The sequence below is a fragment of the Methylophilus sp. QUAN genome (assembly GCF_015354445.1).
In the GTDB taxonomy this organism is placed as follows: domain Bacteria; phylum Pseudomonadota; class Gammaproteobacteria; order Burkholderiales; family Methylophilaceae; genus Methylophilus.
Genome location: NZ_JADKYT010000003.1, coordinates 457,881 through 479,454, shown reverse-complemented (window position 1 = coordinate 479,454; position 21,574 = coordinate 457,881). Strand labels below are relative to the sequence as shown.

Here is a 21,574-nt window from a genome sequence, read left to right as displayed (position 1 = left end):
GATCGGCTAGCTGTGGATATAACTTTCCAGTTGTTTGATCAGCTCTTGCTGGTAACTGATGGTTTCCTTGAGGATGTCGCCGATAGACAGCATGCCCAGCATCTTGCCATTGTCTAGTACCGGTAAGTGGCGGATGCGTTTATCCAGCATGGTGCTCATGGCTGATTCGACCAGTTCTGTGGGTTTGCCGGTAATGACCTTTTCGGTCATCACTTCACTGATGGCCGTGGTTTTGGATGAGCGGCCTTTGAGGATAATCTCGCGCGCATAGTCGCGTTCGGAGAAGATGCCTACCAATTCCCCGTCCTTGATCACGGCCAGGGCGCCGATCTGGTATTCCGCCAGGATGACCAGTGCATCATACACCGGCCGGTTGGGCGCAATGCTGATGATGCCTTGGTGTTTTTTATGAGCGAGTACTTGTTGAAGTGTCTTCATGACTTCCTCCTTTCATCGGGCACGGATAGTTAATATACACCGATGTGCTAGTTTGTAACATATTTGTTTCATTTTATTTCACCTCTTGACATAATTAGCTGGCTAACTATAATGTGGCTAATTATGTTGCAGCTTAGAGATCTCCCTACCCAAGAAGTCTTGCAGCGGTTTGCCCAACGGTACCCCGCAGCAGACGTCACTGCTATTGCCAGTTTCCTCATGTTGTTGCGGGTGGCGACGGATTTGTCCATTGCGCTCGATGCTTGCCTGAGCAAGCATGACTTGTTGCAAGGGCGCTGGTGGGTGTTGATCCTGCTCATGCGTGAAGCTGACCTGACGTCCACGCCTTCTACCTTGGCTGAGAAGCTTGGCGTCACCCGGGCGACCATGACGGGCTTGCTGGATGGTTTGGAGCAAGTGGGCCTGGTGCAGCGAGTGGCTGTGCCAGAAGATAGGCGCAGCGTGAAAATCCGCCTCACCGCGGCGGGCCAGGCCAAGCTGGATGCCGTGATGCCTGACTACTACACACGCTTGCGCCTGTGTATGCAAGGGTTATCAGAAAGCCAGCGCAACGATCTGCAAAGTATTTTAGGTGTGATAGACCAAGGGATGTCTGCCTGGGATTTTAATCAATAATTTCGCAATTTTTAAAGAGGAGTAACACCATGGCAACAGTAGTTGATACCTTGATCGCTTTGAATCAGCAATTTGATGCGGCTTTTAATAGCAAAAATACCCAGGCAATTGGTGCCTTGTATGCTGAAGACGCGATTGTGATGCCAGCACCAGCTGGTGCCCCAGTCAAAGGACGTCAGGCGATTGCAGATTTCTTCGGTGGCTTGATTCAGGCAGGCGTGATTGAACATGCACTGACCATGAAAGAGGCCGTTGTGACGGATGCCCTGGCGACACAAACCGGTAATTGGGCAGGTGCCTTGATCGGCGAAGATGGCGTCAAACAACAGTTTGGCGGCAACGTACAAGTCGTTTTCCAGAAACAGGCCGATGGCCAGTGGCTGGCTGTAACACATATCTGGAACTAATACACACGTCACATACTTCTATGGAACAGGGTTTATGGATCAACTGATCAAACAACGCTCGCAGGCTTTAACGGCCTTGCTCGTACTCACCATCATCTGGGGTTATAACTGGGTGGTGATGAAGAGCGCGCTGCAATATGCCGGACCGTTCCAGTTTGCGGCCATGCGTACGTTTTTTGGTGCGCTGGTGTTGTTCCTGGTGTTGTATGTGACGCGCCGCCCGATGGGCTTAACCGAGTTTCCGACCATGCTGCTGTTGGGTATTTTGCAAAACGTCGGCTTTACCGGTGTGCTTATGTGGGCCCTGGTAGAGGGGGGCGCGGGTAAAACTGCCGTGCTGACCTATACCATGCCGTTCTGGACCCTGCTGTTTGCCTGGCCGATGCTGGGCGAGCGGGTACACGGTTGGCAGTGGCTGGCGGTGATTGCTGCGGTGTTGGGCATGCTGTTTATTTTTGATCCGCTACATATCCGTGCCGATAGTTTCAGTATGTTGCTGGCAGTGTTGTCTGGCGTGTCATGGGCGTTGTCTGCCATCATGACCAAGCAATTGCACAGGCGCCATCCGACGCTGGATTTGATCAACCTGACGGCATGGCCGATGTTGCTGGGTTCGTTGCCCATGGTGCTGATCGCCTGGCTGGTGCCTGCGCCGCCGATAGACTGGTCACCGTACCTGATCGGCGCTGTGTTGTTTAACGTGGTGCTGTGTGGCGCGCTGGCCTGGTTGTTGTGGCTGTTTGCCTTGCAACGGTTGCCCGCCGGGGTGGCGAGTATGGCGTCCATGCTGGCACCGGTGATTGGTGTCATTGCGGCCTGGATACAGTTGAACGAAGTACCTGATCATATGGAAATGACGGGGATGGCGTTGATTATCTTTTCGCTCAGCCTGATTTCCATCCTGATGATGCGGCCCGGTTACGGTAAAAACCAGTAACCCAAAGCCAGTTCGTATAAAAGGCCTGACAATGTCAGGCCTTTTTTGTTATGTGCGACGGTCGTTTGGTGATCGGGCGGCTGTGGTAAAATCAGCGGCTTAAATTACCTCAACAACGTTGTTAAAAAACACAAGGAAGCACTATGGCTGGGCATAGTAAATGGGCCAATATTCAGCATCGTAAAGGCCGTCAAGACGCCAAACGCGGCAAAATTTTCACCAAGCTGATCAAGGAAATCACGGTTTCTGCCCGCATGGGCGGCGGCGATACCGCCATGAATCCGCGCTTGCGTGCGGCAGTGGCTGCGGCTAAAGAAGAGAATATGCCTTCTGACAATATCACGCGTGCGATTAAAAAAGGCACGGGTGAACTGGAAGGTGTGAATTATGAAGAAATCCGTTATGAAGGCTATGGCATCAATGGTGCGGCCATTATTATTGACTGCCTGACTGATAACCGCCAGCGCGCGGTGATGGACGTGCGTCACGCCCTGACCAAGCACGGCGGCAACCTGGGCACCGATGGTAGCGTGGCATTCATGTTCAAGCACTGTGGGCAATTGGTGTTTGAGCCAGGCGTGTCAGAAGATGCGGTGATGGAAGTGGCACTGGAAGCAGGCGCGGAAGACGTGATTACCGACGAAGATGGCAGTATTGAAGTGGTCACTGCACCGGGCGATTTCGTGACCGTCAAAGAAGCGCTGGAAGCTGCTGGGCTTAAAGCCGTGATGGCGCAAGTCACAATGAAATCACTGAATGAAGTGGTGTTCACCGGCGATGATGCCGTCAAAATGCAGAAAATCCTCGACATGCTGGAAGACCTGGATGACGTGCAGGATGTGTATACCTCTGCTGTGATCGAAGAGGCTTAATTGATGCGGTTCGCTGCTGGCATGTGTTCAGAAAACTGCTGATGGCGGTACAACGCATACTGGGCATAGACCCCGGCTTGAGGATCACTGGCTTCGGGGTGATTGAAGCCGTGGATGGCAAATTATCGTACGTCACCAGTGGCGTGATTAAAACCGCTTCAGCTAAAAAAAGTGCAGAGGGCGAGCCGGAAAAAGAAGCCTTGCCTGAGCGTCTCAAAGTCATTTTGGATGGTTTGTTTGAGGTGATTGCCACTTACCAGCCGACACAAGTGGCAATTGAAAAAGTATTTGTGAACGTCAACCCGCAATCGACCTTGTTGCTCGGGCAGGCGCGGGGTGCGGCGATTTCAGCGGCGGTGATCCGTCAATTGCCGGTGGCAGAATACACGGCGCTGCAAGTCAAGCAGTCTGTGGTCGGTAATGGCCACGCACAGAAAGAGCAGGTGCAAGAGATGGTTAAGCGCTTGCTCAAATTGCCTGCCACCCCTAGTCCTGATTCAGCCGATGCCCTGGCTTGCGCCATCTGTCATGCGCATGGCGGTCAGGGTTTGGGTGCATTGGCTACCACCGGATTTAGAGTCAGAAATGGAAGATTGGTATGATTGCGCGTTTGCAGGGAAAATTGCTGGAAAAATCACCGCCTTTGATTGTGATTGACTGCAATGGCGTCGGTTATGAGGTGGAGGTGCCCATGAGCACCTTTTATAACTTGCCTGAGTTGGGCCAGCCGGTACAGATATTGACCCATATGGTGGTGCGCGAAGATGCGCAATTACTGTATGGCTTTGGCAGTGAGCAGGAGAAAAACACTTTCAAGCAATTGCTTAAGGTCAATGGTATAGGCGCCAAATCCGCGTTGTCCATCCTCAGTGGCGTCAGCGTCAATGATTTAATGCTGGCAGTCAGCCAGCAAGAAGTTTCAATGCTGACACGCATCCCTGGTATTGGCAAAAAAACCGCCGAGCGTTTACTGCTTGAGCTTAAGGACAAGTTTGTCGTGACCGGCTCTACCTCGGCGCAACCTTCGGCTAAAGCAGCCACCGACGATATCCTCAATGCGCTGGTGGCATTGGGTTACAACGAGCGTGAAGCGTCTGCGACCGTCAAATTGCTGGAGCCAGGGGTCAGTGTCAGCGATGGCATCCGCCAGGCATTGAAGTATCTGGCCAAGTGAGACATCACGCGCATGCGCCATGGTCTGTAATAGTCAAACGCCGCATGGTATCATCACAAAAAATAACTTACCTCTTTAGTGACCGGCAATGAGGTTTTGCGTTGACTAAATTTGCTTTGCACTTCATTACCGACCACCCATGATTGAAACCGATAGACTCGTCGCTCCTGCCACTGCCAGCGTCCAAGAAGAAGCGCTGGAACGTGCGTTGCGCCCCAAAGTGCTGGATGAGTATGTGGGGCAGGAAAAAGCACGTGGTCAACTCGAAATTTTCATCAATGCCGCGCGTGGCCGTCAGGAAGCGCTGGATCATGTGCTGTTGTTCGGCCCACCTGGCCTTGGTAAAACCACACTTGCCCATATTATTGCCAAAGAAATGGGCGTCAATCTGCGCATGACTTCCGGCCCGGTGCTGGAACGCGCAGGCGATTTGGCCGCTCTGCTGACCAATCTAGAACCCAACGATGTGCTGTTTATTGACGAAATCCACCGCTTAAGCCCAGTGGTCGAAGAGATTCTCTACCCGGCCATGGAAGATTACCGGCTGGATATCATGATTGGCGAAGGCCCGGCTGCGCGCAGTGTGCGCCTGGATTTACCACCGTTTACGCTGGTGGGCGCCACTACGCGTGCCGGCATGCTGACCAATCCTTTACGTGACCGTTTTGGCATCGTCGCGCGCCTCGAATTTTACAGCCATGACGAGTTGGCCAAGATTGTCAGCCGCTCTGCCAGCTTGCTTGAAGTCGAAATGCAACAGGCCGGTGCTTCTGAAATTGCCCGCCGTGCGCGTGGCACGCCACGTATTGCCAATCGCTTGCTACGCCGCGTGCGCGATTACGCGCAGGTGAAGTCAGATGGTGTGGTGACGGACAAAGTCGCGGATGCCGCGCTGAAGATGCTCGATGTCGACCAGCAAGGGCTGGATGTGATGGACCGCAAGTTGCTGCAAGCGGTGGTGGAAAAATTTGGTGGCGGTCCTGTCGGCCTTGATAACTTGGCGGCGGCCATTGGCGAAGAGCGCGATACGATAGAGGATGTGCTGGAACCTTATTTGATTCAGCAAGGCTATCTCATGCGTACGCCGCGCGGTCGTGTTGCGACGCTGATGACCTATCAGCATTTTGGCCTCAAAGCGCCTGCCAGCATGGTCTCTGGCGAGTTGTGGCAAGAGGCCGGGCAGTAATATGTTTGTGTTCCCGGTGCGCGTGTATTACGAAGATACCGATGCGGGTGGCGTGGTCTATCACAGCCGCTACCTGAACTTTATGGAGCGCGCGCGGACAGAATGGTTGCGGGCGGCGGGCTTTGCCCAGGCTGCATTGAAGCAACAAGAGCAAGTGCTCTTTGTTGTACACAGCATGCAACTGCAATTTAAAAAGCCAGCCAGGCTGGATGACCAGTTACAGGTCGTGTCACGCTTGATCGAGATGAAGCGGGGCAGTTTTAGCTGCCAGCAGCAGGTCATGTGTGGCAAAACGATGTTAATAGAAGCGCAGGTCAAGGTGGCCTGCGTTGATGCGGATTCATTTAAACCAACGGGTATTCCGGCCCGACTCAAAATTGCACTGGAGTCTTCATGAATGTAGCGAACGATATGTCGATTTTTACCCTGGTGAGTGGGGCCAGTTTGCCAGTTCAACTGGTGATGCTGATCCTGCTGCTGACCTCGCTGGTCTCCTGGTGGTATATCTTCATTAAAGTGTTTTCATTAAAGGCTGCCAATGAAAATGTCGACCAGTTTGAAGCCCAGTTCTGGTCCGGTGGTGACTTGAACGAATTGTATGAGCGCATTACTGCAGGCAGAAAAACGCCACAAGGCATGGCCAGTATTTTCCAGGCGGGTCTCAAGGAGTTTATTCGCTACAAACAGCAAAAAGATACTGAAGTGAGTGACGTGATGGAAGCCACACGCCGCGCCATGCGTGCCGCGTATAACCGTGAACTAGATTACCTGGATTCGCATTTACCATTCCTTGCGTCGGTCGGTTCCGTCAGCCCTTACATCGGTCTGTTTGGCACGGTATGGGGCATTATGAACGCGTTCCGTGGCTTGTCTAACGTGGCACAAGCCACATTAAGCCAGGTGGCACCAGGCATTGCTGAAGCGCTGGTGGCAACGGCGATCGGCTTGTTTGCGGCGATTCCGGCCGTGATCGCCTATAACCGCTTTGCGGCAGGGGTGGACCGTCTGTCCGTACGCTACGAGAGCTTTATCGAAGAATTTACCAACATTTTGCAACGTAGAGCCTGATCGGAACCACTATGAGCAGAACGCGTAAACGGCGCATGATGAACCAGATTAACGTCGTGCCTTATATCGACGTCACGCTGGTATTGTTGGTGATTTTTATGGTGACCGCACCGATGACTAACCCCGGTATGGTCGAGTTGCCCAAGGTCGGGCAGGCGCTCAAGCAAAGTGGCGACCCGATTGTCATTACCGTGCAAAAAGAAGGCACCGTGCTCATGGAAGGTAAGGAAATGCAGCGTGACGATATGCTGGCATTGATCCGTCAGCGCCTGGCTGAGGCGCAAAAGCCAGTTGTGGTGTCTGCCGACAAGAATACACCTTATGGTGAAGTAGTGTCGGTGATGGACTTGCTGAAACAGGCGCAGGTCAATCAGGTGGGCTTGTTGTTCCAGAACGAGAAGTAAGCAGTCAGTGATTTAAAACAGATGAAAATCGCATTGTCTCCACAAGATCAGGTCATACGCAAACGCGCAGCGGTGTTGTCTGTGCTCATGCATGTGCTGCTATTCCTGGGCATGATTTTTATGGTCGACTGGAAAGCCGTGCACGTCAATCCGAGCGTGATGGAGGCTACATTATGGGATAGTTTGCCCAGTAAACAGCCATCCAAGCCAGTGACAAAACCGGTGGAGCCTACCCCTCCGCCACCCCCGCCCGAGCCTAAGCCAGAACCCAAACCACCTGAGCCCAAGCCGCCGGAAAAAGTAGCGCCGCCGGAGCCGCAAGTCAAACAAGCGGAACAAGAAGCGGAAATTGCACTCAAAAAACGGGAAGATGAGAAAAAACGCCTGTTAGAGGAAGAGAAAAAGAAAGAACTTGAGCAGAAAAAGCAGGAAGAGAAACTGAAGAAAATTCAGGAAGCCCTGCGCAAGCAAGAGGAAGAAGACAAGCTGAAAAAAATCCAGGACGCCATGCGTCAGCAGGATATGGATGCGCAGCAGTCAGCTGCGGCAGCAGCAGTTGATCCCTCTGTGCTTAACTATTACATGGGGCTGATGAGCCGCAAGATTCGCAACAATGTGAACTCTGGTTTATGTCCGGTGACCAACCCGGAACTGCTGGTTGACATACAAATGACCAATTCGGGTGATATATCTGGTATGCCCAAGCTGGTTAAAGGTTCGGGGGATGCCGTCTGTGATGATGCGGTGATCCGTGCCATTCTGGCGGCAAAACCGTTTGATATGCCTGATGATCCGGCCGCGCGCAAGAAGATGGTGGATCAGATACGTTTAAAGTTCAGGCCGCGTAGCTAATACAGCAATGACGCTGAACAAGCTTTTCGTTATAATTCTTGTCTATAAGCAAACCAAAATGAATAAAACTGTGACCATGCAAAACCTTAAAAATGGGTTGATCCATTTTTTGTCTCATACTATCGGTGTTGGCGTACTGGTCTGGATGTTTGCGCTTCCGGCCCAAGCCGCACTGGAACTCGAGATCAGTGGCGGTAGCGCGATCCAGGTCCCTGTCGCGATTTTGCCTATGGCTGAATCCGGCGCTGCGCCATCCGGCAGCCGTTTGCATGAAATTATCAGCAATGATCTGCGTGGTAGCGGCATGTTCCGCATTATCAATACCAGTGGCATGCCTGCGTTGCCGACAACTGCTTCACAAATCAAATATACCGACTGGACCGCACTGAAAGCGCAAGGCCTGAGCCTGGGTGAGGTGCAGCAAGTGGGTGGCAATTTGAAAGTCTCTGTGCAAGTGATGGATGTATTGCGCCAGACCGCCTTGTTGCAATTGACTTATACCGTTTCACCTAGCCAGTACCGCCATGTGGCACATTTGATTGCTGACCAGATTTATGAAAAATTTACCGGTCAGCCAGGCGCGTTTGCGACACGTATTGCCTATGTGACTAAGGTGGGCAAGCGTTTCACCTTGCAGATCGCAGATTACGATGGTTTTAATGCACAAACGCTGGTGTCATCCAATGAGCCGATTATTTCACCGGCATGGTCGCCAGATGGCAGCAAAATGGCTTATGTTTCTTTTGAGAAAAAGAAGCCGATTGTATTCGTGCAGTCCCTGTATACCGGCGAACGTAAAGTGGTTGCTAACTTTAAAGGCAATAATAGTGCGCCGGCCTGGGCACCTGATGGTAGCAAGCTGGCTGTTGTATTGACTTATGGCGCCAACTCGCAGATTTATACCATCTCTGCTGATGGCTCCAATTTGCAGCAAGTCACGAAAAGCAGTTCGATTGATACCGAACCTGCATTCTCACCGGATGGCCAATCGATTTATTTCAGTTCAGACCGTGGTGGACGCCCGCAGATTTATAAAGTGCCTGCATCAGGTGGTTCAGCGTCTCGTGTGACATTTGAAGGCAGTTATAATGTGAGTCCGCGCTTTTCGCCAGACGGTAAGTACCTGACGTATATCCGCAATGATGGCGGCGCATTCAAGGTAGCTGTGCAGGACCTGGGCAGCGGCGATGTCAAAGTGCTCAGCACCGGCTCGCAAGATGAATCGCCCAGCTTTGCCCCTAATTCGCGTACTATTATGTACGCAACCCGTGTTGGCGGCAAAGGCACGCTGGCGACCGTCACTGTGGATGGTCTGGTCAGGCAGCGTTTGTCAGAAGCGGGCGGAGATATTCGTGAACCTGCATGGGGGCCTGCACAAGCAGCGCCCAAGTAGTCTATCCGTGGTCAATTTATTTAGTCACTCATTTTAAGGAGAAAGTATGAACAAGACAATTTGGACAGTTGCAGCACTTGCATTGGTGTTGACTGCTTGTAAAAGCACCCCGATGAACCCGGCAAAAGTGGAAGATTCCAGCGTGACTCGCCCAATTGCCAAATCACAAGGCAACACAGGTGCTGACAGCTCTGCCAGCACAGACAAAATCAATATCAAAACAGTGGATGTTGACACCAGTAAAGATGAGTTGAGCGCTGCTGAGTTGGCTAAACGTCAAGTGTTCTTTGATTATGACAGCGATGCGATTCGTGAAGAGTACAAGGCATTGGTGGCTAACCACGCTAAATACCTGGTTGCTCACCCGCAAACTAAAGTGGTGCTGCAAGGTAACACCGATGAGCGCGGTACACACGAGTACAACCTGGCTTTGGGTCAGCGTCGTTCAGTGGCCGTTAAAAACGCACTGAATGTATTGGGCGTAAGCGATAGCCAAATCGAAACCGTGAGCTACGGTGAAGAGCGTTCTAAACAAAACTGCGCAGATGACGGTTGCTTCCAGCAAGATCGTCGCGTAGACATCGTCTATGCAGGTCAGTAATTTGCGACTTTCTGCTGCTTTGATCGCCCTGGGGCTGACAGTGTCGACAGTCAGCCACGCGGCTTTGTTTGACGATACAGAGGCCAGAAAGCGGATCCTCGAACTGGAAAACAAGCAAACGTCTGACCATGATGCGCAACAAAAAGCCATCACTGACCTGACGCGTACCCAGCAATCGCTGGATCGGCGTGTGCAGAGCCTGGAAGCCCTGATTAACGGCAAGGGCTTGCTGGATATGCAAAACCAGCTGGAGCAGATCAGGCAAGATGTGGCACAGCTCAAGGGTGATCTTGAAGTGGTGACGCATCAGCTGGAAGATATGCGTACCAAGCAAAGTGCTTCATACACTGACCTTGATACGCGTGTGCGTAAGCTGGAAACGCTGGCGCAGTCTGTGACCAGTGGTCAAATGCCAGTGTCCTCTGCTAACGGTAGCGGCGATGCCAAGCCTGACGTTTCACAGCAGGAGTCGAGTGCCTTTGCTGAGGCTGAGTCTTTAAACCAGGCAGGTAAGTACAAAGAGGCATTTAATGCTTATGATGCTTTTTTGAAAAACCACGCGGCGAGCAAGCTGGCACCTGATGCACTGTATGGCATGGGTTACACCCAGTTTGCATTGAAGAGCTACAAATCGTCTGCCGCAACGCAGCAGAAGTTTCTGGATAGCTATGCTTCGCATGCGTTGGCGCCCAATGCCATGCTCAACCTGGCGAACAGCCAGATTCAGTTGGGACAGATTCCTGCAGCCAAAAAGACCTTGAAAGACCTGGTTGCAACTTATCCATCGGCTGAAGTGACGCCAAGTGCGCAGAAACGCCTGAAGGTGTTGGAAAGTATCAAATAGCAGATTTTCGTTATTGAAATTACTTTATTTCGGCGATAATAGCGGGCAGATAGCAATATCTGCCCGTTTATTTTTTACATCCTCATGACCACACTCAGAATTTTCGAGATTTTCTATTCCTTGCAGGGCGAAAGCTCGCGCGTTGGCCTGCCTACTATTTTTATCCGTCTGACCGGTTGCCCACTACGCTGTGGTTATTGTGATACCGAGTATGCGTTTAAAGGTGGCAGCAATATGACGCTGGATGACATCATGCAGCAGATTGCGGCGTATGGGACGCCTTATGTCTGTGTGACGGGTGGTGAACCATTGGCGCAAAAGCCATGTATTGAATTATTGGCCCGCTTGAGTGATGCCGGTTACCAGGTGTCGCTGGAAACCAGTGGTGCTATGGATATTGCGCCTGTGGATGCACGCGTCAAAGTAGTGATGGATATTAAAACGCCAGGCTCTGGCGAAGTGGAGAAAAACCGCTGGGAAAATCTGCCATTACTCAAAGCCGGTGATGAAGTGAAATGGGTGATTTGCAGCCGCGAAGATTTTGACTGGGCCAAGCAGATGTTAGAAACCCAGCCGTTTCCAGCGCACTGTGACCAGTTATTTTCACCCAGTTTTCATGATGTCAGTGGTGAAACACTGGCCAGCTGGATTTTGCAGGAACACCTCAAGGTGCGCATGCAATTGCAATTGCACAAAATCCTTTGGGGCGAGAAACAAGGAGTTTAAGCGTGCTTGCAACACAAAAACCTAAAGCCGTGATTTTGCTCTCCGGCGGGCTGGATTCCAGTACCGTGCTGGCCATTGCCAAGTCACAAGGCTATGACTGCTACTGCCTGAGCCTGGATTACCACCAGCGCCACAATGTCGAATTGTTAGCGGCGCAACGCGTAGCCACTGCGCTAGGTGCGGCTGAACATAAAACCGTGCAACTGGATCTGTCGCTGTTTGGTGGTTCCGCGCTCACTGACAGCAATATCGCTGTGCCTGAGCAGGAAACACAAGGCATTCCCGTGACTTATGTGCCTGCGCGCAACACCATTATGTTGTCGTTAGCGCTCGCCTGGGCGGAGGTGCTAGAGGCGCGTGATATTTTTATCGGCGTCAATGCGCTGGATTATTCGGGTTACCCGGACTGTCGCGGTGAATATGTCAAAGCTTTCCAGCAGATGGCCAATCTGGCAACCAAGGCGGCGGTAGAAGGTCAGACCATCACTGTGCATGCGCCATTGATTGATATGACCAAGGCGGATATTATTCGCAGCGGCCACGCACTGGGGCTGGATTATGGTTTAACCGTCTCCTGCTACCAGGCCGATCAGCAAGGCGCTGCGTGTGGTGTATGTGACTCCTGTCGTTTCCGTAAGGCAGGGTTCGCGCAAGCCGGGGTGGTTGATCCTACACCCTATGTAGGCACATCTTCTGGTGCGTGAAAAACACTTGCCATGCTTTGATAATATCAAGTATAATCCGCGCCTTTCTGCAAAGAAATTCAATTTTAAGAGAACAAGATTATGGTCGTTATTCGTTTATCACGTGGTGGCTCCAAAAAGAACCCGTTTTACAGCGTAGTTGTGGCAGAGTCCCGCAACCGTCGTGACGGTCGTTTTATCGAGCGCGTTGGTTTCTACAATCCATCTGCACGCGCTGGCGCTGAAGGCTTGCGTATCGATGAAGCACGTACACAATACTGGGTGGACAACGGTGCGCAACTGTCTGACACCGTGGCACGCTTGGTTAAATTCCACGCTAAAGGCGTTGAAGGCATGGCTGCTGTTAAAGCTAAAGAAGTTGCCAAAGCTGAAGCTGCTAAAGAAAAAGCAATCGCTGAAGCTGCTGCTAAGTTGAAAGCTGAAGCTGACGCTGCTGCTGCAGAAGCTGCCGCTAAAGCCAAAGCAGATGCTGAAGCTGCTGCCGCTGCGGAAGCCGCCGCTGCTGCTGAAACACCAGCTGCTGAGTAATTGTTTCCGCGCCTGAGTTTATATGGCGTCTGAGAACATGGTCGTAATGGGGCGCATCGTCGCCCCATATGGCGTTTATGGCTGGGTGAAAGTCGTGCCGGATACGGAGTATCTGGATGGCTTGCTGGATTACGACGCCTGGTGGGTAGGTAAAGCGCCCAACTGGCGTGAAGTCACAGTTGAGCAAGCTAAACTGCACAATGATGTGTTGCTGATCAAGCTGGCGGGTGTCGCTGATCGCGATGCAGCGTTTGCCTTGAAAGGGCAGCAAATCGCCGTACCGCGTGAGTCGCTGCCTGAGCCTGAGGAAGGCGAGTATTACTGGTCTGACTTGATTGGGCTGAGTGTGACCAACACTGAAGGTGTGGCATTTGGCAACATCACGCAAGTGTTTGAAACCGGTGCCAATGACGTGATTGTGGTGCGTGAAGCACAGCCAACCAGTGTCAAGGGTAAAGACGGCAAGCAACGCGAAGAATATCGTGAACGCTTGATTCCGTTTACCAGCGATGCCGTGCCAGAGGTGAATATAAAAGCCGGGACGGTGCTGGTGGATTGGGATGCTGATTTTTAAAGAAAGCGCAGCTCATGATGCAGATTGAAGTCATCAGTTTGTTTCCTGAGATGTTTGCAGCACTGACTGAATATGGCATTACCAGCCGTGCCAGACAGCGCGGGTTGTATCAGTTAACACTGACCAATCCTCGCCAATATACGCAGGACGTGCATCATACGGTCGATGATAGGCCTTATGGTGGTGGTCCTGGCATGGTGATGCTGGCAGAGCCGTTGACTGCTGCCATTGGTGATGCCAAAGCGCGTTTGCAGGCGCAAGGGATTGCGCCTAGGGTGATGCATTTATCACCACGTGGCAAACCGCTGACGCACGAGAAAGTGTTGCAGCTCAAAGAATGTCAGGGGCTGGTGTTGTTAGCCAGCCGCTATGAAGGTGTAGACCAGCGTGTGCTGGATACACTGGTGGATGAGGAAGTCTCCATTGGTGACTATGTGTTAAGTGGCGGTGAGTTGCCCGCCATGGTGTTGCTGGATGCGATTATCCGGCAATTACCAGGAGCGTTAGGTGATGCTGATTCGGCGCAGGAAGATTCATTTGTGAATGGCCTGCTGGATTATCCGCACTACACGCGCCCGGAAGAATTTGCAGGATTAAAGGTGCCCGAGGTATTACTCTCCGGACATCATGAAAAGATTAGACAATGGCGATTACAGCAATCGCTACTGCTAACCAGGGCTAAACGCCCTGATTTATTGGCCGCAAGGCCGTTGACGAAAGAAGAGGCTAGGCTACTCAAAGAGGTCGAGTAGGAACGAGTCACTTTACAATTAAAAGGAACCAAAATGGCAGACATTATCAAAATGTTAGAGCAAGAAGAAATTGCTCGTTTAAACAAAACCATCCCTAGCTTTGCGCCAGGCGACACCGTGATCGTTGGTGTAAACGTGGTTGAAGGTACGCGTAAACGTGTGCAGGCTTACGAAGGCGTGGTCATCGCTATCCGTAACCGTGGCCTGAACTCTTCATTTATCGTGCGTAAAATCTCTTCAGGTGAAGGCGTTGAGCGTACATTCCAGACTTACTCTCCACAAATCGCTTCTATCGAAGTGAAACGCCGTGGTGATGTTCGCCGCGCTAAACTCTACTACTTGCGTGAGCGTTCAGGTAAATCTGCACGTATTAAAGAAAAATTGGTTGCTCGCGAGAAAGACATCGCTGCAAACAACGGTTAATTTAAACGTTGCACAAAAAAGCCCTTCATCAGAAGGGCTTTTTTATTGCCATGACACACCGGTGTTGGTTGCAGCCTGGGCGAGATTACAGTTTAATACGGTGATGAAGAGCCTTGATGATGAACTTGATGCCTTGGTCCCGGCGCCTTTTGGCTTCGTTGGCGTGCGCTGTGATGACACTGGTGAGACGCTGCAGTTTTTACTGCATGCCTTACCAGTCAAGCATAAGCCTAATCCACGCGCCCAAGCTGTGGCTGACCAGATAGCCGCTTATCTCGAGAATCCAGACCACGTTTGGCAGCCGATTGTTTCGCAGCGCGGTACGCCGTTCCAGCAGCGTGTCTGGCAAGCCATGCGCGAGATTCCTGTCGGTGAAACACGCACCTATAGCCAGTTAGCCGCTGCGGTAAAGTCTGGTCCGCGCGCAGTTGCAAATGCCTGTGGCGCCAACCCCTTGCCTTTGTTTAATCCTTGTCACCGTATTGTCGCCAGCAACGGCCTGGGTGGTTTTATGCAGGGCATAGACGGTGGCCTGGAAATCAAGCGCTGGTTGTTGGCACATGAGCAGCGACGCAAGTAAGTGATCAGATGCGGCAAAAAAAGAATTCTGTGGCAGTCACAGCGCCTTTTCCTGAAATTGATGTTTTTATCGACCAGCTATGGCTGGAAGATGGCCTGTCAGCCAACACCTTATCAAGTTACCGCAATGATTTAAAGGGCTTTGCCGAGTGGTGTGACAAGCAATCGCTAATGCTGTGGGGTGTGCAATCACACCATGTGCAGGAATACCTTGCCCATCGCTTCCCGTTAGTCAAAGTGCGCAGTATTAATCGCTTGATTGCAACCCTGCGCCGGTTTTACCGCTATGCCTTGCTGGCAAACCTGATCAAGCAAGATCCGACGCTGCATATCGAAGCGCCCAAAATGCCTAAATCACTGCCCAAAACGCTGAGTGAGTCGCAGGTGGAAGATTTGCTGCATGCGCCGGATGTGAATACACCGTTGGGCCTGCGCGATCGCGCCATGCTGGAATTGTTATATGCCAGTGGCCTACGCGTCTCTGAGTTGGTGAATGTCAGTATTGCAGAAGTGAGTACGCAAGACGGGGTGGTGCGCGTGACGGGCAAAGGTAGTAAAACGCGGCTGGTGCCGATGGGGCAGGAAGCGGCAGAGTGGATAGACCGCTACCTGGCGATTGCGCGGCCAGAGATATTAAAAGGTGGCTTGAGCGATGCCGTGTTTGTCACCACACGCGGCGCGGCCATGACGCGGCATGCGTTCTGGCATATTATCCAGCGCTATGCGTTGCAGGCGGGCATTTCACAACATATCAGTCCGCACGTACTACGGCATGCGTTTGCCACGCATTTATTGAATCACGGCGCGGATTTGCGGGTAGTGCAGATGCTGCTTGGGCATGCGGATATTTCTACGACGCAGATTTATACGCATGTGGCTAGGGAGAGGTTGCAACAGTTGCATAAGGTGCATCATCCTCGAGGGTGATTGTTTTTTTGGGGGGGGGCGTTTTGTTTCGCCTTTACGGCGACCATTCTTTCTTATGCTTGTCCATAAGAAAGAAGGCAAAGAACAAGACACCCCAGCTTCCGCTTTTATCCTGTGCTACTCGGTTTGCCGGGCGGCAATCAAAAACTCGCTCCTGCGGAGCTCAAACAGTTGCTTGCCGACTACTCCCGCCAACCCTGCGTTGCTCGGCGCGGCAGATGGGGACCCCGAAAACCTACGAGCGCCATCCTTTAGCGGGTTTAATAAAAGAATCTGGTTTTTGAACCGTCCGCATTTATGCGACGTGAGTTTGGCGAGATAAATCCCATCCCATCACGCTGAGTAGCGGAGACAAAACAAGAGAGAAGGGAGCGACTGTTTGAGCACCGCGGCAGCTTGCGTAGTGTGCAAGCTGTTAGGGCGAGTTTCGTGACCGCTTGTTTTGTCGAGCAACGCAAGGGAGCCGTCAGGCCGTGATGGCTGGGTGCCCTCTTCTTTGGTTACTTTCTGAGGGGCAAACATCAGAAAGTGACTCGCCGAGAGGCGAAATGATACTTTTACACAGTTCGGAGATATTTAAGCCGTACGGTAAATCTGAATGCCCAAAGCCTTCAACCCCGGCAATATCCCCGGTTTACTCACTTTCAACTTCACATTTTGCGCCTTAAACTCCCGCAAAATCAGCTGGCACACATGCTCGCCCAGCGCTTCAACGAGTTTAAAACTGTGTTCTGCTAATGTTTCCCGGATGCGAGCAGCCACTTGCCCGTAATCGATGGTGTCTTCAATTGCATCGGTTTGGCAGGCTTTGCTAAAGTCATAGCCAATTTCAATATCCAGGATGACAGTCTGCGCGACCGCGCGTTCCCAGTCGGGTACGCCGAGTTTGGTTTGCACTTTTACTTGTTCGAGAAAGATAATATCCATCAGCGCTGTTCCTTGTTCTTATTTCCGCATGGGCCGGAATCCAGTATGATTCGGCATCATACAACATCGTGCAGTGGCTGGCGTAAGCGACTGCATTTCAGTGGAATTTAAAGCATGAACGAAATTGGGTTTGATATTGAGGCGCTGGTGTGGGTCGTGGCGGCTTATTTGATTGGGTCGATTGCCTTTGGCATTATTATCAGCAAGCTGTATCGCCTGCCTGACCCGCGCACGGTGGGGAGCGGCAATATTGGTGCGACCAATGTGGCGCGTAGCGGTAAAAAATCTGCGGCGATTCTGACTTTGCTGGGCGACGCGTTTAAAGGCTGGTTACCGACATGGTTGGCATTACAGGCCGGCATGCTCATGGATGTGGTCGCGCTGGTGGGTTTGGCGGTATTTATCGGCCATTTGTACCCGATTTACCATAAGTTTAAAGGCGGCAAAGGGGTTGCTACTGCGCTAGGTGTGATGATTGCATTTTCCGGCTGGCTGGCATTGAGCGTGGTGGCGGTTTGGCTGGCGGTATTTTTAATCAGCCGCATTTCTTCCCTGTCTGCCTTGGTGGCTGCCGTACTGGCCCCCGTGATTGCCTGGCAGTTTTTGTCGCCGTACCCCGTGTATGTGGCGGTCGTTGTCGTGATGACGGCGTTTTTAATTATTCGCCATCAATCCAATATTGAAAAGTTGCTGGCAGGCACTGAAAGCCGCTTTGGCAAGAAATAGCCAACCATATTTAGGCGGGGGCTTTGAGCTCCGATAAATCCCAGCGTGGACGGATGCTGAAGCTGTAATCTTGTTTCACTGCCTGCATGGCGTGCAGGCGCATGGCACCGGCAAACGCAATCATGGCGCCATTGTCAGTGCAAAATTCCAGCCGTGGATAGCTGACGCTGATGCCGCGTTTGCTGGCGGCTTCATTCAGCCTGGTGCGCAAACGCTTGTTGGCGCCGACACCACCGGAAACGACCAGTCGATTCAGTTTGGTCTGCTTGAGTGCTTTGAGGCATTTATGCACCAAGATCTCGGTGACAGATTCCTGAAACTCCCAGGCAATATCTTTGACGGTTTCATCGTCTATGTGTGGCTGGTTATTGACCAGAGTGAGCACAGCGGTTTTTAGACCGCTAAAGCTGAAATTCAAATCTTTGCTGTTGAGCATGGGGCGTGGCAGTTGAAAGTGCGGTTTGCCCTGGTCTGCCAGTTTGGAGACAGCCGGGCCACCAGGATAGCCTAATCCCAATAATTTGGCGGTTTTATCAAACGCTTCGCCAGCAGCATCATCCAGGGTATCGCCTAATAGCTCGTATTGGCCTATGCCGTCTACGCGCATGAGTTGGCTGTGGCCACCCGAAACCAGCAAGGCGACAAACGGGAACGCAGGTGGGTTTTCCTCCAGCATAGGTGCCAGCAAATGACCTTCGAGGTGATGGACGCCTATAGAAGGCACATTCAGTGCCATTGCCAGTGATTGTGCGATGCTGGTGCCGACCAGCAAGGCGCCAGCCAGGCCGGGGCCTTGTGTATAAGCGATGCCTTCGATGTCTTGCAGGGTTTTATCGGCCTCTGCCAGGACTTGTTGGGTCAGTGGTAATGCACGGCGGATATGGTCACGCGAGGCGAGTTCCGGCACCACGCCGCCATAGGCGGCATGCATGTCTATTTGTGAGTGCAGGGCATGCGCCAGCAGGCCGCGGCGCGTGTCATACAGAGCGACCCCGGTTTCATCACAAGAAGATTCAATGCCTAATACCAACATATGTGTTTACTCGCAGACAATATTTTGCGGAAATGATTGATAAATCCAAATAAGCGCGATAGAATACGCGGTTTTCAGTGCTGCATCAATCCGCAAGCACTAAATCGACTAACAAGTTACCAACCATTTTTGAAGGATAGGGATTTACATGACCGCTATTCGTGTGAAAGAGAACGAACCGTTTGACGTTGCAATGCGCCGCTTCAAGCGTTTGATTGAAAAAACCGGTTTGTTGAACGACTTGCGTGCACGCGAGTTCTACGAGAAGCCAACTTGGGAACGTAAACGTAAAGCTGCTGCTGCGGTTAAACGTCAGTACCGCCGTCTGCGCAACCAACAGTTGCCGACAAAACTCTACTAATTTTTGGTGGATGTGAATGGTTAACCACGTGTTGGTTAACCGATGATGCGAAGGTTGTGGATTTCCGCAACCTTTAGCTATTTATACGGCCTACATTTGAGCCCCGTTTATTCAGATAAAGATAATTCTATGAGCCTGAAAGCACAAATCTCCGAAGACATGAAAACCGCCATGCGTGCCAAAGACATGCAAAAGCTGGGTGTGATTCGTTTGTTGCAAGCTGCGATCAAGCAGCGCGAAGTCGATGAGCGTATTGAGCTGGATGATGATGCCGTGATTGCTGCGATTGAGAAAATGCTCAAGCAGCGCCGTGATTCGATTGCTGCGTTTGAAGGCGCTAACCGCCACGACCTGGCAGATCAGGAGAAGTTTGAAGTCACTGTGTTGCAGGCCTACCTGCCAGCACAATTGTCTGAGGATGAAATCAACGCCATCATCGCCAAAGTGGTGGCTGAGACTGGCGCTGCGGGCGCTAAAGACATGGGTAAAGTGGTGGGTGCGGTGAAGCCGCTGGTGGCAGGTAAGGCTGATATGGCAAAAGTCTCTGGCCTGATCAAGGCTGCTTTAGGTTAATCAGTCTTTAACCGCATAAACAATGGGGCGCATTTGGCGCCCTTTGTTTTTTAGTGCGCATAAGCGATACTTGCATCTATGATCCCCGAAAGTTTTATTCAAGAACTGCTGAATCGTGTAGATATTGTCGAAGTCATCGACAAGGCAGTGCCGCTGAAAAAAGCCGGGGCCAATTACTCGGCTTGTTGCCCGTTCCATAACGAAAAATCCCCCAGTTTTACCGTCAGCCCGACCAAGCAGTTTTATCATTGTTTTGGGTGTGGCGCACATGGCTCGGCCTTGAGCTTTTTAATGGAATATAACGGCCTCAGTTTTGTCGAGGCCATACACGACCTGGCCAGGCAGATTGGCATGATCGTGCCACAAGAGCAGCGCGACCCGAATCAACCGGCGCCGCCGTCAAAGGCTGTGCTGTTGAGCTTGCAGGAGACCTTGCAGCAGGCGGCCAATTACTACAAAGCTGAGTTGAAGCAGTCACCGCGCGCCATTGATTACCTGAAAAACCGCGGTTTAAGCGGGCAGGTGGCGGCCAAGTTCCAGGTGGGCTATGCCCCGGCGGGTTGGCAAAACCTGCAAACGGTGTTTCCGCAATATGATGCTGAAGCGCTGGAAACGGCTGGGCTGGTGGTGCAGAACGAGCAAGGGCGGCGTTATGACCGCTTTCGTGACCGTATTATTTTCCCTATTCATAACCAAAAAGGCGAAGTGATTGGTTTTGGCGGGCGCGTGATTAATCCCGAAGATACGCCCAAGTATTACAATTCGCCAGAAACGCCGCTGTTTCAAAAAGGCCATGAGTTATATGGCTTGTTTATGGCGCGCCGCGCTATCCGCGATGCAGGCCGCGTGCTGGTGGTGGAAGGGTATATGGACGTGGTGGCACTGGCGCAATATGGCATTGAATATGCCGTGGCTGCACTGGGCACGGCGACGACGCCGTTTCACATTGCCAAATTGATGCGGCAAACCGATGAAATTGTCTTTAGTTTTGATGGCGACAAAGCTGGGCGTACCGCCGCCTGGCGTGCGGTGATGAACGCTTTGCCTGCGATTAAAGATGGTCTCAAGTTGCGCTTTTTATTTTTGCCTGCCGAGCATGACCCCGATAGTTTTGTGCGTGAATTTGGTAAGGAAGCGTTTGAGGCTGAAATGGATAAAGCCATGCCGCTGTCGCAATACATTATTCAGCATTTGAGCGAGCATAACCCGATGGCCTCGCAAGAGGATAAGCTGCAATTTTTGAATGATGCTGAACCTATCCTCAAGCAGATCCAGGCGCCGCGCTATGCCATGCTGCTGCGTAAAAAAGTGGCCGAGATGACCGGTCTGGCTGGCGGTGAAATGCAGCGCATGCTCAAATTGCCTGATCCGGTTAAAACCAAAGAAAAAGCCGTGCGCCAGCGTTCACGCACGCCATTGTCGCTCTATGTGCGCCTGGCCTTGATGCTGCTCATGCGGCCGCAATGGGCTAAGCCTGAATTGATGGCTGAGATTGTTGGCGAGGGTGATGAGGAGCAGATGCTGCGCGTGGTGGTGAGGGCTGCAATCGCCAAGCCAGAATCGCGGCCAGTTGTTCTGCTGCAAATGATCGCCCCCTATATTTCTGAAGTCTTGCGACACCAATTGCAGCGCGAGTTGTCTTTATTGGACGAAACGCTGGACTTCACGCTTGAATTTGAAGGGGCTTGTACCCAATTATCAGACATGGCGCTCATCGCGCGTGAAAAGTCCCTGTTGGGGCGGCTGACAGAAAAGCCATTTTCTACGCTGTCGGATGCTGAGCGTGAGGCCTTGCGGCAGTTAACCAGCAAGCGCTAGTCGGCACTATTCCCTAAAAACCGTGTGGGCATGCTTAAAAAACGTGCAAAAATCTGGTAAAATAAAGGGTTTCCCGTAATGTTAAATCGAGTGATGTGCCAGCAGTAGTCG

At 51.9% G+C, this 21,574-nt stretch carries 29 protein-coding genes; 26 read left to right on the top strand and 3 right to left on the bottom strand.

Annotation, left to right across the window (positions count from 1 at the left end):
* Positions 1–6: 6 nt before the first annotated feature.
* Positions 7–438: a CBS domain-containing protein gene (locus INP79_RS14795; protein ID WP_194754964.1), complete on the bottom strand. Its 432-nt coding sequence runs from the start codon at positions 436–438 to the stop codon at positions 7–9.
* Between the two features lie 123 nt (positions 439–561).
* On the opposite strand from INP79_RS14795, the gene INP79_RS14790 reads away from it, so the two are divergent.
* The 22 genes from INP79_RS14790 to xerD all read left to right on the top strand — a co-directional run bounded on the left by INP79_RS14790 (position 562) and on the right by xerD (position 16,025).
* Positions 562–1,074: a MarR family winged helix-turn-helix transcriptional regulator gene (locus INP79_RS14790; RefSeq protein WP_194754963.1), complete on the top strand. Its 513-nt coding sequence runs from the start codon at positions 562–564 to the stop codon at positions 1,072–1,074.
* Between the two features lie 29 nt (positions 1,075–1,103).
* On the top strand, positions 1,104–1,481 hold the full coding sequence (locus INP79_RS14785) for a nuclear transport factor 2 family protein (RefSeq protein WP_194754962.1): 378 nt from the start codon (positions 1,104–1,106) through the stop codon (positions 1,479–1,481).
* A 34-nt stretch (positions 1,482–1,515) separates the two neighbouring features.
* Complete coding sequence (locus INP79_RS14780; protein ID WP_194754961.1) at positions 1,516–2,418, top strand: DMT family transporter; 903 nt, start codon at positions 1,516–1,518, stop codon at positions 2,416–2,418.
* Between the two features lie 143 nt (positions 2,419–2,561).
* Positions 2,562–3,290, top strand: coding sequence for a YebC/PmpR family DNA-binding transcriptional regulator (locus tag INP79_RS14775; RefSeq protein ID WP_194754960.1), 729 nt, complete (start codon positions 2,562–2,564; stop codon positions 3,288–3,290).
* Between the two features lie 41 nt (positions 3,291–3,331).
* Positions 3,332–3,892, top strand: coding sequence for a crossover junction endodeoxyribonuclease RuvC (ruvC, locus tag INP79_RS14770; protein ID WP_194755094.1), 561 nt, complete (start codon positions 3,332–3,334; stop codon positions 3,890–3,892).
* Complete coding sequence (gene ruvA / locus INP79_RS14765) at positions 3,889–4,464, top strand: Holliday junction branch migration protein RuvA (protein ID WP_194754959.1); 576 nt, start codon at positions 3,889–3,891, stop codon at positions 4,462–4,464. The genes ruvC and ruvA overlap by 4 nt, the downstream gene beginning before the upstream one ends.
* 139 nt (positions 4,465–4,603) lie before the next feature.
* Positions 4,604–5,650 (top strand): Holliday junction branch migration DNA helicase RuvB, encoded by a 1,047-nt coding sequence (gene ruvB, locus INP79_RS14760; RefSeq protein WP_194741262.1) that lies wholly within the window; start codon positions 4,604–4,606, stop codon positions 5,648–5,650.
* 1 nt (position 5,651) lies between these two features.
* Complete coding sequence (ybgC, locus tag INP79_RS14755) at positions 5,652–6,047, top strand: tol-pal system-associated acyl-CoA thioesterase (RefSeq protein WP_194754958.1); 396 nt, start codon at positions 5,652–5,654, stop codon at positions 6,045–6,047.
* On the top strand, positions 6,044–6,718 hold the full coding sequence (tolQ, locus tag INP79_RS14750) for a protein TolQ (protein WP_194741264.1): 675 nt from the start codon (positions 6,044–6,046) through the stop codon (positions 6,716–6,718). The genes ybgC and tolQ overlap by 4 nt, the downstream gene beginning before the upstream one ends.
* A gap of 11 nt (positions 6,719–6,729) precedes the next feature.
* The gene (locus tag INP79_RS14745) at positions 6,730–7,122 is read left to right on the top strand and encodes a biopolymer transporter ExbD (RefSeq protein WP_194741265.1); all 393 of its coding nucleotides are present in this window, start codon (positions 6,730–6,732) and stop codon (positions 7,120–7,122) included.
* Positions 7,123–7,143: 21 nt separating this feature from the next.
* Positions 7,144–7,974 (top strand): cell envelope integrity protein TolA, encoded by an 831-nt coding sequence (gene tolA, locus INP79_RS14740; protein WP_194754957.1) that lies wholly within the window; start codon positions 7,144–7,146, stop codon positions 7,972–7,974.
* A gap of 58 nt (positions 7,975–8,032) precedes the next feature.
* The gene (gene tolB, locus INP79_RS14735) at positions 8,033–9,367 is read left to right on the top strand and encodes a Tol-Pal system beta propeller repeat protein TolB (protein ID WP_194754956.1); all 1,335 of its coding nucleotides are present in this window, start codon (positions 8,033–8,035) and stop codon (positions 9,365–9,367) included.
* A 46-nt stretch (positions 9,368–9,413) separates the two neighbouring features.
* The gene (pal, locus tag INP79_RS14730; protein WP_194754955.1) at positions 9,414–9,968 is read left to right on the top strand and encodes a peptidoglycan-associated lipoprotein Pal; all 555 of its coding nucleotides are present in this window, start codon (positions 9,414–9,416) and stop codon (positions 9,966–9,968) included.
* Complete coding sequence (locus INP79_RS14725; RefSeq protein ID WP_194754954.1) at positions 9,955–10,812, top strand: YbgF trimerization domain-containing protein; 858 nt, start codon at positions 9,955–9,957, stop codon at positions 10,810–10,812. The genes pal and INP79_RS14725 overlap by 14 nt, the downstream gene beginning before the upstream one ends.
* A gap of 84 nt (positions 10,813–10,896) precedes the next feature.
* Positions 10,897–11,538, top strand: coding sequence for a 7-carboxy-7-deazaguanine synthase QueE (queE, locus tag INP79_RS14720; RefSeq protein ID WP_194754953.1), 642 nt, complete (start codon positions 10,897–10,899; stop codon positions 11,536–11,538).
* Positions 11,539–11,540: 2 nt separating this feature from the next.
* On the top strand, positions 11,541–12,242 hold the full coding sequence (queC, locus tag INP79_RS14715) for a 7-cyano-7-deazaguanine synthase QueC (protein ID WP_194754952.1): 702 nt from the start codon (positions 11,541–11,543) through the stop codon (positions 12,240–12,242).
* An 81-nt stretch (positions 12,243–12,323) separates the two neighbouring features.
* A complete protein-coding gene (gene rpsP / locus INP79_RS14710; RefSeq protein WP_194754951.1) occupies positions 12,324–12,770 on the top strand; it encodes a 30S ribosomal protein S16 in 447 nt (148 codons plus the stop codon).
* Between the two features lie 22 nt (positions 12,771–12,792).
* Positions 12,793–13,344, top strand: coding sequence for a ribosome maturation factor RimM (gene rimM / locus INP79_RS14705; protein WP_194754950.1), 552 nt, complete (start codon positions 12,793–12,795; stop codon positions 13,342–13,344).
* A gap of 17 nt (positions 13,345–13,361) precedes the next feature.
* Positions 13,362–14,096 carry a tRNA (guanosine(37)-N1)-methyltransferase TrmD gene (gene trmD / locus INP79_RS14700; RefSeq protein ID WP_228520118.1) on the top strand — a complete coding sequence of 245 codons (735 nt, stop codon included), beginning with the start codon at positions 13,362–13,364 and terminating at the stop codon, positions 14,094–14,096.
* A gap of 33 nt (positions 14,097–14,129) precedes the next feature.
* On the top strand, positions 14,130–14,519 hold the full coding sequence (gene rplS / locus INP79_RS14695) for a 50S ribosomal protein L19 (protein ID WP_194754948.1): 390 nt from the start codon (positions 14,130–14,132) through the stop codon (positions 14,517–14,519).
* 103 nt (positions 14,520–14,622) lie between these two features.
* Complete coding sequence (locus tag INP79_RS14690; RefSeq protein WP_194755093.1) at positions 14,623–15,099, top strand: methylated-DNA--[protein]-cysteine S-methyltransferase; 477 nt, start codon at positions 14,623–14,625, stop codon at positions 15,097–15,099.
* Between the two features lie 8 nt (positions 15,100–15,107).
* Complete coding sequence (gene xerD / locus INP79_RS14685) at positions 15,108–16,025, top strand: site-specific tyrosine recombinase XerD (protein ID WP_194754947.1); 918 nt, start codon at positions 15,108–15,110, stop codon at positions 16,023–16,025.
* Between the two features lie 576 nt (positions 16,026–16,601).
* Here the strand turns inward: xerD and folB are convergent.
* Positions 16,602–16,952 (bottom strand): dihydroneopterin aldolase, encoded by a 351-nt coding sequence (gene folB, locus INP79_RS14680; RefSeq protein WP_194754946.1) that lies wholly within the window; start codon positions 16,950–16,952, stop codon positions 16,602–16,604.
* A gap of 114 nt (positions 16,953–17,066) precedes the next feature.
* Between folB and plsY the strand changes: the two genes are divergently transcribed.
* Positions 17,067–17,678, top strand: coding sequence for a glycerol-3-phosphate 1-O-acyltransferase PlsY (gene plsY, locus INP79_RS14675; RefSeq protein WP_194754945.1), 612 nt, complete (start codon positions 17,067–17,069; stop codon positions 17,676–17,678).
* 10 nt (positions 17,679–17,688) lie between these two features.
* Here plsY and tsaD read toward each other — a convergent pair whose 3' ends face one another.
* On the bottom strand, positions 17,689–18,711 hold the full coding sequence (tsaD, locus tag INP79_RS14670; protein WP_194754944.1) for a tRNA (adenosine(37)-N6)-threonylcarbamoyltransferase complex transferase subunit TsaD: 1,023 nt from the start codon (positions 18,709–18,711) through the stop codon (positions 17,689–17,691).
* Positions 18,712–18,859: 148 nt separating this feature from the next.
* Between tsaD and rpsU the strand changes: the two genes are divergently transcribed.
* The 3 genes from rpsU to dnaG all read left to right on the top strand — a co-directional run bounded on the left by rpsU (position 18,860) and on the right by dnaG (position 21,463).
* The gene (rpsU, locus tag INP79_RS14665; RefSeq protein ID WP_018987466.1) at positions 18,860–19,072 is read left to right on the top strand and encodes a 30S ribosomal protein S21; all 213 of its coding nucleotides are present in this window, start codon (positions 18,860–18,862) and stop codon (positions 19,070–19,072) included.
* A gap of 129 nt (positions 19,073–19,201) precedes the next feature.
* Positions 19,202–19,645, top strand: coding sequence for a GatB/YqeY domain-containing protein (locus INP79_RS14660; protein ID WP_194741280.1), 444 nt, complete (start codon positions 19,202–19,204; stop codon positions 19,643–19,645).
* Between the two features lie 78 nt (positions 19,646–19,723).
* Positions 19,724–21,463, top strand: coding sequence for a DNA primase (dnaG, locus tag INP79_RS14655; protein ID WP_194754943.1), 1,740 nt, complete (start codon positions 19,724–19,726; stop codon positions 21,461–21,463).
* Positions 21,464–21,574: the final 111 nt, after the last annotated feature.